Source organism: Paenibacillus sp. SAF-068 (genome assembly GCF_051967555.1).
Classification (GTDB): Bacteria; Bacillota; Bacilli; order Paenibacillales; family Paenibacillaceae; genus Paenibacillus.
On the sequence record NZ_JBQCJX010000003.1, the window covers coordinates 655,127 to 669,033 of the forward strand.

Consider the following 13,907-nt stretch of genomic DNA (forward strand, 5'->3'; position numbering starts at 1 on the left):
GAGGCGAGAAAGGATGCAGACGACGACAGGCAAACTCATTAATCAGCTTCGGCTGAATGAGCGAATTGAGCAGCTGTCACGCATTGGCCGCATCGCAGAGACGGGTGTCTGCCGGCTTGCCCTGACTCCGGAAGATATGGACGGCATTATTCAGGTGCGTCTTTGGATGGAGCAGGCCGGTCTGACGACACGACTTGATGCCTTTGGCAATCTGATTGGTCGTCTGGAAGGTGTGGATGAGGCCTTGCCGATCCTCATGATTGGTTCCCATATCGACTCTCAACCCTATGGCGGCCGATATGATGGAGCGATTGGTGTGCTCGGCGCACTCGAAGCCGTGCAATGCCTGATCGAACACGGCATTCAGCCCCGGATGCCGATTGAGGTGATTGCTTTTTGCGATGAAGAGGGTTCCCGTTTTAACAAAGGCCTGTTCGGCTCACGTGGTATAACCGGTCAGTTGGAAGAAGGCGAACTGGAGCGGCAGGATAAAAACGGAGTGACCCGCCGGGAGGCGCTGGAAGCCTTCGGCTGTTCTCCTTCGGATTTTGGAGAAGCGATCTATCCCGCAGGTTCCATAGGCAGTTATCTGGAGCTGCACATTGAACAGGGACCGGTGCTGGAAGCGTTGAATGCACCTGTAGGTCTGGTGACAGGCATCTCGGGCCCGCTATGGCTCACGGTTACGATGAAAGGTATGGCGGGTCATGCGGGCTCCGTTCCGATGGCCATGCGGCATGATGCTTTGGCAGGCAGTGCCAAAGTCATTGCGGCTTTTGACGATATGGTGAGAGAAGACCCGGAAGCTCCAACCGTAGGTACGGTGGGAAGTCTGAGGGTGTTTCCAGACTCGCGTAACATCATCCCGGAGGAAGTGAGCTTCACGGTGGATATGCGAGACATGGAGATGGAGCGCAGGAACCGGCTGGAAGCCCGATTAATGAGAATTCTGGATGACGTGAGTTCCCGCTACGGTCTAACTTACTCGTTGACAGAAGATACGAACAGTGAGCCGCGGTATTGTGCCCAGCCAATCATGTCCGTTATTCGTTCATCTGCGGAAGAGATGGGGATTCCTTTGCCAGAGCTGATGAGTGGTCCGTTCCATGATGCGTTGGCTCTTTCGCTTGTATGTGATTACGGCATGATCTTTGTCCGCAGCAAGGACGGAATCAGTCATCATCCCAGCGAGTATTCCTCCCCAGAGGATATTGGAATCGGCACGGAAGTGTTATATCGCACCATTCGGAGGATGTGCAGTGGAATGAACCAAATAACCCATTTACCTGAGGAGGCGTTGTGACGTTATGGCCAAAATCAGTATCGGATTAATCCAGGCTTCTCATGAGATTGAAGGTTCGGCTCCCGTTGAAGTTCACAAAGAAGCTGCGATTCAGAAGCACATTGCACTGGTTCGAGAAGCGGCTGCGAGAGGGGCGAAGATCATCGGGCTGCAGGAAGTATTTTATGGGCCGTACTTTTGCACAGAGCAAAATCCCAAATGGTATGCATCCGCCGAACCGGTGCCGGAAGGACCTACGACCAAGCTTTTTCAGGAGCTGGCGAAGGAGCTTGCGGTGGTGATTATTTTGCCTGTGTACGAGGTGGAGGGCATTGCTTCGTATTACAATACGGCAGCCGTCATTGATGCAGATGGTTCATATCTGGGCAAATATCGCAAACATCACATCCCGCATGTGGAAGCAGGTGAGGGTACGAACGGGTTCTGGGAAAAGTATTATTTCAAACCAGGCAACCTCGGGTATCCGGTATTTGATACAGCTTACGCCAGAGTTGGCGTGTACATTTGTTATGACCGACATTTTCCGGAAGGGGCACGATTGCTCGGGCTGGCAGGGGCAGAGATTGTGTTCAATCCGTCCGCTACGGTTGCGGGTACATCGGAATATCTGTGGAAACTGGAACAACCCGCTCACGCAGTAGCTAATGGTTATTATGTGGCAGCCATCAACCGGGTCGGCGTGGAAGCGCCGTGGAATATGGGTGAATTTTATGGGCAGTCGTACTTGGTCGATCCGCGAGGCAGAATGGTTGCCATCGGCAGCCGGGATCAGGGTGAGGTCGTCATTGGTGAGATGGATACGGAGATGATTCGTGAGGTACGTAATGTATGGCAGTTCTACCGGGATCGCAGACCGGAAACGTACGAACATCTGGTTAGTCTGTAGGAAGAAGCAACAAGCGACGGTGAAGTGATTCTGTCAGCGGGTGGCTCTGTAATGTACGTAATATGGTTTGAGTTAGCGTAGATCATTCTACAGGAGGTGCATGACATTGATGAACAGCTCAGGAACAACGTTATCCGATTATGGGTGGGAGAGTCGTTTTGCCGAGATGAAACCCGCCATGACGGGAAAGGAAGCGATGGAGGAGTCGAACCGCTGTTTGTACTGTTACGATGCACCTTGTATCAAGGCCTGTCCAACCGACATTAACATCCCTTCTTTTATTGGCAAAATATCAACAGGGCACCTGAAAGGATCGGCCCGCACCATCATGGATGCGAATCCGGTTGGAGCCAGCTGCGCACGCGTCTGCCCCACAGAAGAGTTGTGTGAAGGCGCATGTGTGCTGAACGAATCGTCGAAGCCGATTCGTATTGGTGACTTGCAACGTTACGCCACCGACTGGGCACGGACGAAGAATGAGCCGTTATTCCAGGCGGCACCTGCCAATGGGAGAACTGTCGCCGTTGTGGGAGCAGGGCCTGCGGGATTGTCGGCGGCACGTGAACTGGGGCGTGCGGGGTATGAGGTGACGATCTATGAAGCCAAACCCAAAGGCGGCGGGTTGAATACGTATGGCATCGTATCCTTCCGTCTGCCCGAATCGGTTGCGCTATGGGAAGTGGAGCAGGTGGAAGCGCTGGGTGTGAAGATCTGTTACGGGGTGCGCATTGGTGTGGATATTCCTGCTACGCAGTTGCTGGAGCAGCATGAAGCCGTCATTCTGGCCTGTGGCATGGGATCGGTGCCCATGCTGGGCATTGAAGGAGAGACACTGGAAGGTGTCTATGATGCGATTGAACTGGTGGAGTCTACCAAGCAGGGTGTTCCGCCGGCACTGAATGGTCTGAAGGTCGCCGTGATTGGCGCAGGCAATACGGCGGTAGATGCAGCGACTTGTTCGGTACGTCTGGGTGCCGAGCGGGTGCAGATGTTATATCGGCGCGGGGAAAGCCAGATGACGGCGTATGCGTTTGAATATACGTTTGCCAAGCAGGAGGGTGTAGAGTTCCGCTGGTTTACGATGCCGCAGCGTATTATTGGAGACGAGAACGGTCGGGTTCAGGCTGTGGAATGTGTGAAAATGGAGCTGATTACTCCGCCTGGGGGTGGGCGTGCATTGCCTGTACCTGTGGAAGGGTCGGAGTTCATGATTGAATGTGATACGGTCATCCGTGCGATTGGGCAGCATCGTTTATTACCATTAATCGAAGCGTTTGGGCTGAGTCACCACTGGGGTGTCGTCGAGATTGAGCCGCATACGTACCGTACCTCGAATCTTCAGATCTATGCGGCAGGAGATGTTATTTTTGGTCAGGGCCAGGGTGAGGCGATGGTTGTCTCGGCTGCACAGCAAGGTAAGCTGGCTGCTGCGGCAGTCATAAAGGCATTGCCTGGGCAGGTGGAGGAGACGGCGTGAGTGGTGCATCGAATTCCCATGCCACTGACGCGCTAACGAACGCTACACATCTTATAGTGGCAATTATGGAGGATTGAAAAATCTAACGAATCTCACACATCTTATTTTGATATAAATCGTTGAAATGAAGCCAAAATGAGCGAATACAGGAATATAAGGTTTCTAAGATTCGTTAGATTTTGAAAGTGTCGCATATGAGTCATATAAGAAGTGTACGGTTCGTTAGAATTTAGGCGCGTGCTATCTAAAACTAATTACTATCCAGAAATCCTGAGCACGACCAAATATCCAGTACAACGATAAAAATCGAACTAAACATTTACACAGTGATCGGAAGGTTGTTCTGTCATCGGAGTGTCCAGTGTAACTCGTAAGTTAAAACAACACCAAGGAGGGATCGTTATGGCTGACTTATCCATTAATCTGGCAGGTATTCGATCACCCAATCCATTCTGGCTGGCTTCTGCCCCACCGACCAATACGGGATATCAAGTCCAGCGTGCGTTCGAAGCGGGCTGGGGCGGTGCAGTGTGGAAGACGCTGGGCGAGCCGATTATCAATACATCCTCGCGTTTCGCGGCAGTCCATTTTGGCGGACAGCGGGTGGCGGGGTTTAACAATATTGAATTGATATCCGATCGTCCGCTGGAAGTGAATCTGCGGGAGATTGCCGAGACCAAGAAGCGCTTCCCGGATCGCGCGGTTGTCGCTTCACTAATGGTGGAACCTACACGGGAGAAGTGGCATGAGATTGTGAAAAAGGTAGAGGCCGTCGGCGTCGATGGCCTGGAACTGAACTTTGGCTGCCCGCATGGCATGGCTGAACGTGGTATGGGAGCCGCCTCTGGTCAGCAACCTGATCTGGTCGAACTACAGACGATGTGGGTGAAGGAAGTGGCGACCACACCGGTGATTGTGAAGCTCACGCCGAATATCACGGATATTACGGCGACAGCCCGGGCGGCCGTCCGCGGCGGCGCAGATGCGATCTCGCTGATCAATACGATTAACTCCCTGGCAGGTGTGGATCTGGATTCGTGGAATACCGTGCCGCATGTGGGTGGCAAAGGAGCGCACGGCGGGTATTGTGGCCCAGCCGTGAAGCCAATTGCACTGAACATGGTTGCCGAGTGCGCACGTAATCCGGAGGTGGGTGTGCCAATCTCGGGGATTGGCGGCATATCCGACTGGCGGGACACGGCAGAGTTTTTGCTTATGGGCGCTACAGGGGTTCAGGTGTGTACCGCAGCGATGCATCATGGATTCCGTATTGTGGAGGACATGATTGATGGGCTGAACGACTATTTGGATGAGAAGGGTCTGAGCAGCGTAGCAGAGTTGGTAGGTCAAACGGTTCCGCGGTACTCGGATTGGGGCAATCTCGATCTGAACTACAAAGTGGTCGCCCGCATCAACCGCGATGTCTGCATCAATTGCAACAAATGCCATATTGCTTGTGAGGACACCTCGCACCAATGTATTGACATGTTGAGCGACCCGTCCGGTTCCTATCTGGAAGTGGTGGAAGAGGACTGTGTTGGCTGTAATCTGTGTTCGATCGTGTGCCCGGTGGATGGGGCAATTGAGATGGTTGAACTTGTACCAGAGCAGGAACCTGTAACCTGGAATGAACGTCAGTCGGCGATTGCCATGTTGCAATCGTTCAGAGATCAATCAACCAAGGAGGCGATATCATGAGTACTCGCAAATTGATTCGTAACGGTGTGTTGGTCACAGCGTCAGATACCTTTGAAGCAGATATTCTGATCGAGAAGGGGAAGATCACACAGATTGGTATCGGGCTTAACCCAGACGAACAAACGGAAGTTGTGGACGCTTCCGGCTGTTACGTTATTCCGGGCGGGATCGACCCGCACACGCATCTGGATATGCCATTCGGCGGAACGGTAACGGCGGATGATTTTGCGACGGGAACGGCAGCAGCAGCTTTTGGAGGGACCACGACGATCATCGATTTCTGTCTGACACAAAAAGGCCGTCCATTAATCGAATCCCTCCAGGAGTGGCATGCCAAAGCCGAGGGTAAAGCCGCCATTGACTACGGTTTTCATCTGATGATCGGGGAGATGAATGATCAGGTGCTGGAAGAGTTGCCCCAGATTATTGAAGAAGAGGGGGTGTCATCGTTCAAGGTGTTCATGGCGTACAAAAACCAGTTCCAGGCCGATGACGGAATTCTCTTCCAGACGTTGCAGAAGGCAAAAGAGTACGGCGCACTCGTCATGGTTCATGCCGAGAACGGGGATGTCATCGACCTGCTGGTTCGACAAGCGCTCGCCGAAGGGCGCACGGAGCCAATTCATCATGCGCTGACTCGTCCATCCATGCTGGAGGGAGAAGCGACAGGCCGGGCGGCCCGGTTGGCTGCACTTGCGGATTCACAGCTGTATGTGGTGCATGTGACCTGTGCAGAAGCGGTGGAGCAGATCGCGCGCATGCGTGAAATGGGCTATCGGATCTGGGGGGAGACCTGTCCTCAGTATTTGACGTTGGATCAGTCGATCATGGATCAGCCGGACTTTGAGGGTGCGAAGTATGTCTGGTCACCACCGCTGCGGGAAGCAGCGCATCAGGAAGCGTTATGGAACGCGCTGAAAAGTGGTCAACTGCAGACGATTGGCTCCGATCATTGCTCGTTTAATTTCAAAGGGCAGAAGGACCTGGGCAAGGCTGATTTCAGCAAAATTCCAAACGGGGGACCTGTCATCGAAGATCGCCTCAGCATTTTGTATTCGGAAGGTGTAGTCAAAGGGCGGATTACGCTCAATCAATGGGTCGATCTATGTTCGACAAGAGCGAGCAAGTTATTTGGGTTATTTCCGCAGAAAGGGACTCTGGCTGTAGGGACAGATGCAGACATCGTTATTTTTGACCCATCTGTAGACAGGGTGATCTCGGCAGATACGCATCATATGAATGTCGATTACAGTGCATTTGAAGGCATGCAGGTACAGGGTTGTCCGGTAACCGTGTTGTGCCGCGGGGAATATGTTATTCGAGATCGGCAGTATGCCGGAAAAGCGGGAGCAGGCCAATATGTGAAGCGCAACAAATATGATGCAGGTGCACCCATACCGATGAAACAGCCTGTGACGGCAGTGAATGGAGGGAGAAGCTGATGACGGATCATGATGTGTTTGAGTCCGAGAGGATTGCCATCGAGCGAATGGTTGAACAGGGGTATCAGATCTATGCGGTCCGGGAACATCTGGAGGGTGCTCACGTCATATGGGGGCACCCGGATCTTCCCGAAGAGAAACAAGAGCAATACGTGGGCACGGCGTCTGGACGGAAGTGGTTCAGTCGTATCCTGATTCGCCAGCTTCAGGAGCAGCGGGGAGCATAGACCATAGACCAAGCTATGCCTTCATGCGATCGGGCCGTGTACGTACTCATAGGCATAGAGTGCAAGTTCGATCGCTACCCGCTTCTCCGGGAGGATGTAGTCTTCTCCCAGAAGGGCTTCGATTTTGTCCAAACGGTGATACAACGTCTGTCTGACGATATATAGCGCGGTGGCCGTCTCTTGTTTGGAGCAGCATAGGGCCAAATATTGCTTGAGCGTGCGTAACAACTGACCTGCTTTCTCCACATCGTATCGGATGAGCGGCCCCAGATATTCTTCGATGAAATCATCCAGACTGCCACTCTGCTTCATACTGGCAATGATGCGGTAACAATGAAGATTACTGTAAAAGGGCTGCTGCATCACACCGATGTCCTTCTGAATCCGCAGGGTCTCCTTCGCGGTTTCCAGGCTGTCCTTGAGACGGGAAAGGTCCGTGCAGCTATGGCCGATGCCGAACATGCCCGAGAAGAGGCAGTGGGTCTGTTCCTGTTCGTGCAGCCGCAGCTGTTCGACGCAGCGCCATAGACTGTTTTTACGCTGAGATCCAGGGAGTGGGTCGAGAATGATCAGAATGATCTGGTGATTGAGAACGGTGCTGTAGAGGGTGAATTTCTCCCGAGCGAACACGGATCGGGCGACAATGTTACGTTGGATCAATAATTTCTGAAGTCTGAGACTGTCTGTGTATGCAGGGTTACTGTCGAATAAGATAATCGTGGCCTTGCTTGTTGCGAGAAGGGGATTAGCGCTGGATACATATTCATGAATTTCCTTCGTGGAGTGATGTCCGTTAAGCCAGTCAATGACCCACATATCTTCTTTGTAGCGGCGCTTCTCTTCCATGTATTTGGTTCGCATCCAGTCCTGAGCAATCGCTGCCGCGCACCGTTCCATTGCCTGAATGACGAATTCATCTGAAGGTTGGACGGATAGGCTTGAATCGTGATCGGGCAGTTTTTGATGCATGAGGACAAGATCGGCAAAGGTGTAGTCCAACGCCTGAACAGGCATGCTGAATGCATGCAATGCATGATCCGTGTATGCTTCTAACGCTGTATGATCCTCCCCCTCCGAATGCCTTTGCTGCAAAAACCAATCCTGCCGACGAGTCTCCAACTGCTCTGGAGGACAATAGGGAACACTGCTTGCTTCTCCTTCAAATGGGTATAACGCCACGGCATATCCAATTGTCCGTGACAATAATCGAAGCAGAGGTTGTACGCCATCTCCATTCAGAAGAAGTTGGTTAAACGAAGTGGTGAGATGATCAAGTTCGGCGATCATCCGCTGATGGCTGCGAATCAAGGTGAAGTGAAGATCTTGCGTAATATCAATATAGCGGACTTGTTCGTGGAACCAGATCAAGGGGAAATCCGCTGCGACTGCAATTTCTTTCATGGCACCGAGTTGCGACCTTGTGTGATCCCCCAGTTCCATGCAGAGTCCGGCAGCCCCGCGTGCAATTAACTGACGCAGAAAAGACAGACCTTGCTGCTCACCTTCCTGCCAGCCAATGCCTGTCGTCAACACCAATTCCCCGCCATTGAGCAAGTCCCCTACCTCTGGAACCTCCATGATATGAACCCAGCGAACGTATCGCTCCAGCGCACGATCACTGGCCAGGACTTCTGCCTTGCGAAACACGGGACGTTTTAACATGTCTCTGACCTGAATATGTAGCGTTGTCTCCCCCACACAACCACCGTCCTTCCCCAATCACATGTGACCTATCTGGAGTCTGGAATCCGTCAACTTGCATAATTAATCCATATTATAAGTCGATTTACAGCAGATGGGCAGAAATCTAACGTTCATTTGTTTCAAATGACAATCGGCACTATTATTTTTGTGATTCTGATTAAAATGAATTATTTCTATGTCCGTTTATATCCCCTGTACATTCACAACAGCATTTTGCATAATTCGATTCCAATCAGCAAGATATAGACGAATAGGATCATTTCGATCTATATCTTGCTGATTGGAAGACGCTCATGAGATTTATGCAAAATGCTTAAATAATAAAAAGCCCCTTCGCATCACATCGGAAATCACTCATTCCAATATGCGCTAAGGGGCGAGAGGTTAGAACGTATAGCCTATATCTGAGTTGTACTCGAACCGTTATATGAGAACGACTCTCTACTTCTTAATCTTCGATTCTTTTCTTTTTGAATTTCATCAAGAACTCATACACAATCGGTACGATAACCAGCGTGAGCAGCGTGGAGCTGATCAGACCGCCAATTACGGTGATTCCGAGTCCTTTCGAGATGATACCCGCACTTTCTTCGAGACCGGTTACCAGTGGCAACAGGGCACCGATCGTTGCGAGAGCGGTCATCAGAATTGGACGCAGACGAGTTGCGCCGGCTTCCAGCAAGGCTTCACGGGTAGACATACCCTCATTTTCCTTGTGAATAACACGGTCGATCAACACGATGGCGTTGGTGACCACGATCCCGATGAGCATCAGTCCACCCATCATGGCGGAGACGTCAAGCGTACCCCCAGCGATGAACAAACCTACCATAATACCAATCACCGTAAATGGCAGGGAGAACAGGATGGCGAATGGTGCCAATCCGCCGCCGAATGTAACAACGAGCACGAAGTATACAATGGCGATGGCCGCCAACATGGCGAGACCAAGTTGAGTAAAGGTATCATTAATCTGTTCGGTTGTACCGCCAAATTTCACTTCAACGCCATCAGGCAGATCCAACTTGTCGATCTCAGCCTGTAAGTTACTTGAAGCTTTCTGTACATCCGAAGCCAAGATGTTGGCTGTGACTTGCACAACAACCTTACCATCAATCTGCATGATGGAGTTCGGGGATGTACCTTCTTCCACTTTGGCAACATCTTTGATCGGAACCTGGATGCCGAGCGGTGAAGTGACAGTCTCATCCTCAATCTCATCAATACTGCTGAATGTTTTGTCGTCAGTCTCTACATATACTTTGTACGTTTTATTATCAATATCGACTTCCGTGAGCACAGGACGTTCCCGTGCAGGGCTCAGTGCCATAGCCAGCTGACCTGCAGTCAGACCCAGGGAACTTAATTTCTCCTGATCTGCCACGAGCGTATATTGCCCGTAAGTGTCTGCGAGTGTTGTGTCTGCTTTTTCAAAATTATCCTTATCTGCTTCAACCAGTTTCAGAATTTCGTCCGATACAGGTTTGAGTTGCTCTACATTATCGCCATAGATGGACAGGCTCAAGCCGCTGCCACCCAGACCCCCGGACATGTCGAGCTCATTCCAGGTTCCTACGGTAACTTCCTTCTTCAGACCTTCGACAAGCTGTTCTTTCACTTGAGTAAAGTTCTTCGTATCTTCGTTATATTCGATATAGAAAAGGGCTGAGTTTCCGCCACCGCCACCCATACTGCTCAGTGGGTTCGTGCCACCGATGGAATATTGCATTTTCTCCAGACCTGGTTGTTTCAGCAACCACTTCTCGGCCACGAGTGCTTCTTTTTCTACATCTTCACGTAAAGCTCCGGTTTGCGGGCTGTACGTAATCGTCACGTATTTGTCCTGTTGTTCAGGCAAGAAGCTTGCACCGATGAACGGGTACAGGAACAAACTGCCGACCAGCAGGATCACTGCAATACTGACTGTGATGAGTTTGTGAGACAGTGTCCAGTTCAGCAGGCGTTTGTAACCCTCCGCCATTTTGCCTGGTTTTTCTTCGTGATTCTGCTTGTTCTTCAACCCTTTACGGAACAGGGTATGCGCGAGCATCGGCACAATGGTGATGGCAACGAGCAGGGATGCCAGCAAGGCAAATACCATGGTCAGTGCAAATGGCATGAATAGCTCACCGACCATACCGCTTACCAGTGCCAGTGGCAGGAATACAGCAATGGTTACGATGGTGGAGGAAAGAATGGGAATGAACATCTCGCGCGTTGCTTCGCGGACCAGTTCACGGCCTTTCAGTCGCTCTCCTTTGAGTGTTAATCGGCGGTAAATATTCTCGATAACAACGATGGAGTCATCGACAACCCGTCCGATGGCAACCGTCATGGCACCCAGCGTCATCATGTTCAAGGTGATGTCCATCATATTGAGCGCAGTCAATGCCATGAGCAAGGAGAGCGGGATCGAGATAATGGAGATAATGGTTGAACGGATATTACGCAGGAATAACAGGATGATCAGAATGGCAAACAAAGCACCGAAGACGGCTTTGCCCAGCATCGTGTTCACCGAGTCCTGAATCGGCTTACCTTGGTCGAGCAGTACAGTCAAATCAGCATTTTTGAACTGCGTTTGCAACTCTTCCGCTTTGTCTTTGACTGCATTAACGACATCAACCGTGTTGGCATCGTTGGATTTTACAATGGAAATACCGATCGATTCCTTGCCGTCTGTCCGGGAAATGGATTCCGCTTGACCGATGACTTCGATCTTGGCAATTTCACTTAGTTTTACAGTTGGGATGCCAGGCGCATTGGCAGCAGCTGAAGGACTACCTACACTGGCGTTACCGCCAGCAGCTTGACCAGCGGACGGGTCTGTTCCTTGTGCCGAGCCAGGAGCGGTACCTTGACCTGCTCCGCCAGCTGCCGAGGAATCCTCAGTTGGTGCCCCGGAACCTTGTGGAGCTGCGCCAGATCCATTGCCTGCAGCAGCACCGGCACCGCCGGGTACAACTGGAATGGCAAGGTTTTTCAGATCATCGATGTCGACGATGTTTCCGTCTACGACAACGGCTTTCTGGGATTTATCCAGTTCGAACAGTCCAAGGGGCACACGGATGGAGGAGCCTTGGACAATGCCATTTACCGTATCTTCCGTTAGGCCGAGCTCGGCCATTTTGGCTTGGTCGAACTTCAGTTGAACTTCTTTTACGTATTGACCGGACACCTGAACCTGAGCTACACCATCAATATCTTCAAGTGCAGGCTGAATATCCGATTCAACCAGTCGTGTCAATTGTTCCAGGTCACCGCCGTCCTTGTCGGACAGGCTCAGAGATACAACCGGGAAAGAGTTAATGCTGAACTTGGAAATGGTCGGCTTCTGCACGCTGTCAGGCAATTGGACTTCATTCAGTGCCTCACGCACGGTTGCCGTTGCGTTGGTCAGATCTGTACCATAATCAAATTCGAGTGTGATGGATGCCGCATTCTCCATGGAAGTGGAGGTAACGGTCTTCACGCCATCAACATTGCGCAGCTTCTGTTCCAGCGGCTTCGTGACATCTTCGACAATACCCTCTGGTGCAGCCCCCGGATCAATGGCAGTGACATTCAGAAACGGTACGTTGATGTTCGGGATCGTCTCTTGTTTCATCGTCAATCCGCTGTACAGACCTGCGAAAGAGATGATAATCGTCAGAATCCAGATCGCAAACTTGTTGTTCAGTGAAAAATTAATAATACCTTTCATACGATGGTTTCTTCTCCTCTCTGTTTCTCCTGTTTATGTGTGTGACGAGTCAGCTTGGATGAACCGGCTATACATGGCATCCAAAATATGCTGAAGCTCGGAATGCAAGGGTTGAATCGCAGTTACGTTCTCCAGATTGTGCATCATGCCCAGAATGATGGCACGCCTCGGCGTGAATTCCATCATCTCTTGTCTGAGAATGGAAATGGTTTCAAGCACATCATTCTTCGGTTGCCCTGCGGGCAAATCGGAGGCGGCGACATCCTGCATTTGCTTGATAATATGGATAGGATGCCGCATCACTGTGGAATCCGGGTGGCGCTCGGTAATCCAGGCAGGCCAGTCCTCCAAAGGAATCAAAGGCAAAGGACGCTGCTTGAGGAACCCGTGCGCTGCGTAGTCCATCATTTGCAGTAAGTTTGTAGCCATTTTGGTAACGGTCAGAGATGGCATCTCTGTAAACCAGATTTTGACGTAGGAAAGGAACAGCCCTTGTGTCAGCAAAATAAGGTCAATCGTATAAGGTTCTATCTCCGATCCGTACTGCTCCTCCAGTTTATCCTTAAACCAATGCAAGGTACGGACCTCCAGATCTCTTTGCAGCGGATGGCATTGTTCCTTGCGTTGCTGTTCATCATCCATCATCATGCTGCGCATCTGTACTCGTAAAAATTCCTTAAGTTCGGATACATGAATGAGCAGTGTCTCAATCTGCTTTTGCAGACGTTCTCGCGAGGTGAGGCTGGTTTCATGCTCAATCTGCGTCATCTCGTCCATTAGTGTGTACATGCAATACTCCAGAGTACTGGCTTCCAATTCCTCTTTGGATTTGAACATGATATAGAGGCTGCCTTTGGACATCCCGCATAATTCTGCAATCTCTTGCATGGATGTTGCAGCACTGCCTTTGGATGAAAATAACTTGAGTGCTGTAGTAATGATGAGTTTTTTCTTCTCGTTCATCTCATGTATAGGGTTCATTAACGATACATTCACCTCATCAGGGAACTTGTGAGTTCTTGAATTGACTTTAAGGTCAAACCAAGTATAAACGATCTGGCTGAAGGAATTCAAATGGGAGTAAATTGGAAAATCAGAGTGGGTTAAGAAGTGATATCTGTATAGTGACATGAGGGTGAATCAGGGAAGTAGACAAGCAGTTAAGAAGTTGCAGTCTGTATGTACGTACAATTGAGTGGTCAAATAAGTGGTCAAAAAACGGATAAGCTAGTTTTCTCCAGTGAAGGCGTACAAGGCGAGTATAATAATGGCGATAAGTGCAATGAGATAGAAGACGGCCATGGCGATCAGAAGGGCATAGCCCGTATAAGAGCCCATGCGTGCCAATAATTTTTTCATCATTACGACTTCCTTTCTTACGTAGCAAAGTGTAGTGAGGTTTCCTATTTCTATCATATCCCAAAAAAGACGACTTCCTGATGAAAGTCGTCTGATTAATGTTATAAA

Annotated in this window: 10 protein-coding genes; 6 read left to right on the top strand and 4 right to left on the bottom strand. The window is 50.6% G+C overall.

Annotated features, from left to right (window positions below):
- The first annotated feature begins 13 nt into the window (after positions 1 to 13).
- The 6 genes from ACTHPG_RS20555 (at position 14) to ACTHPG_RS20580 (ending at position 7,033) form a co-directional block, all read left to right on the top strand.
- On the top strand, positions 14 to 1,303 hold the full coding sequence (locus ACTHPG_RS20555; RefSeq protein WP_440391296.1) for a M20 family metallo-hydrolase: 1,290 nt from the start codon (positions 14 to 16) through the stop codon (positions 1,301 to 1,303).
- A gap of 4 nt (positions 1,304 to 1,307) precedes the next feature.
- Complete coding sequence (locus ACTHPG_RS20560; RefSeq protein ID WP_440391297.1) at positions 1,308 to 2,189, top strand: nitrilase-related carbon-nitrogen hydrolase; 882 nt, start codon at positions 1,308 to 1,310, stop codon at positions 2,187 to 2,189.
- 109 nt (positions 2,190 to 2,298) lie between these two features.
- Complete coding sequence (locus ACTHPG_RS20565; RefSeq protein ID WP_440391421.1) at positions 2,299 to 3,666, top strand: NAD(P)-dependent oxidoreductase; 1,368 nt, start codon at positions 2,299 to 2,301, stop codon at positions 3,664 to 3,666.
- 402 nt (positions 3,667 to 4,068) lie between these two features.
- Complete coding sequence (gene preA, locus ACTHPG_RS20570) at positions 4,069 to 5,364, top strand: NAD-dependent dihydropyrimidine dehydrogenase subunit PreA (RefSeq protein ID WP_440391298.1); 1,296 nt, start codon at positions 4,069 to 4,071, stop codon at positions 5,362 to 5,364.
- Positions 5,361 to 6,806, top strand: coding sequence for a dihydropyrimidinase (hydA, locus tag ACTHPG_RS20575; protein WP_440391299.1), 1,446 nt, complete (start codon positions 5,361 to 5,363; stop codon positions 6,804 to 6,806). The genes preA and hydA overlap by 4 nt, the downstream gene beginning before the upstream one ends.
- Complete coding sequence (locus ACTHPG_RS20580) at positions 6,806 to 7,033, top strand: hypothetical protein (protein ID WP_440391300.1); 228 nt, start codon at positions 6,806 to 6,808, stop codon at positions 7,031 to 7,033. Before hydA ends, ACTHPG_RS20580 begins: the two co-directional genes overlap by 1 nt.
- Positions 7,034 to 7,054: 21 nt before the next feature.
- Here the strand turns inward: ACTHPG_RS20580 and ACTHPG_RS20585 are convergent, their stop codons facing one another.
- From ACTHPG_RS20585 to ACTHPG_RS20600, 4 genes are all read right to left on the bottom strand, one after another.
- Complete coding sequence (locus ACTHPG_RS20585; protein ID WP_440391301.1) at positions 7,055 to 8,731, bottom strand: PucR family transcriptional regulator; 1,677 nt, start codon at positions 8,729 to 8,731, stop codon at positions 7,055 to 7,057.
- Between the two features lie 454 nt (positions 8,732 to 9,185).
- The gene (locus ACTHPG_RS20590; RefSeq protein WP_440391302.1) at positions 9,186 to 12,440 is read right to left on the bottom strand and encodes an efflux RND transporter permease subunit; all 3,255 of its coding nucleotides are present in this window, start codon (positions 12,438 to 12,440) and stop codon (positions 9,186 to 9,188) included.
- Positions 12,441 to 12,473: 33 nt separating this feature from the next.
- A complete protein-coding gene (locus ACTHPG_RS20595; protein WP_440391303.1) occupies positions 12,474 to 13,421 on the bottom strand; it encodes a TetR/AcrR family transcriptional regulator in 948 nt (315 codons plus the stop codon).
- A 246-nt stretch (positions 13,422 to 13,667) separates the two neighbouring features.
- A complete protein-coding gene (locus ACTHPG_RS20600) occupies positions 13,668 to 13,799 on the bottom strand; it encodes a hypothetical protein (protein ID WP_440391304.1) in 132 nt (43 codons plus the stop codon).
- Positions 13,800 to 13,907 lie beyond the last annotated feature (108 nt).

Coding starts and splice junctions, on each gene's coding strand:
- ACTHPG_RS20555 (WP_440391296.1), top strand. CDS start 14: ATGCAGACGACGACAGGCAAACTCATTAATCAGCTTCGGCTGAATGAG.
- ACTHPG_RS20560 (WP_440391297.1), top strand. CDS start 1,308: ATGGCCAAAATCAGTATCGGATTAATCCAGGCTTCTCATGAGATTGAA.
- ACTHPG_RS20565 (WP_440391421.1), top strand. CDS start 2,299: ATGAACAGCTCAGGAACAACGTTATCCGATTATGGGTGGGAGAGTCGT.
- preA (WP_440391298.1), top strand. CDS start 4,069: ATGGCTGACTTATCCATTAATCTGGCAGGTATTCGATCACCCAATCCA.
- hydA (WP_440391299.1), top strand. CDS start 5,361: ATGAGTACTCGCAAATTGATTCGTAACGGTGTGTTGGTCACAGCGTCA.
- ACTHPG_RS20580 (WP_440391300.1), top strand. CDS start 6,806: ATGACGGATCATGATGTGTTTGAGTCCGAGAGGATTGCCATCGAGCGA.
- ACTHPG_RS20590 (WP_440391302.1), bottom strand. CDS start 12,440: ATGAAAGGTATTATTAATTTTTCACTGAACAACAAGTTTGCGATCTGG.
- ACTHPG_RS20595 (WP_440391303.1), bottom strand. CDS start 13,421: ATGAACCCTATACATGAGATGAACGAGAAGAAAAAACTCATCATTACT.
- ACTHPG_RS20600 (WP_440391304.1), bottom strand. CDS start 13,799: ATGAAAAAATTATTGGCACGCATGGGCTCTTATACGGGCTATGCCCTT.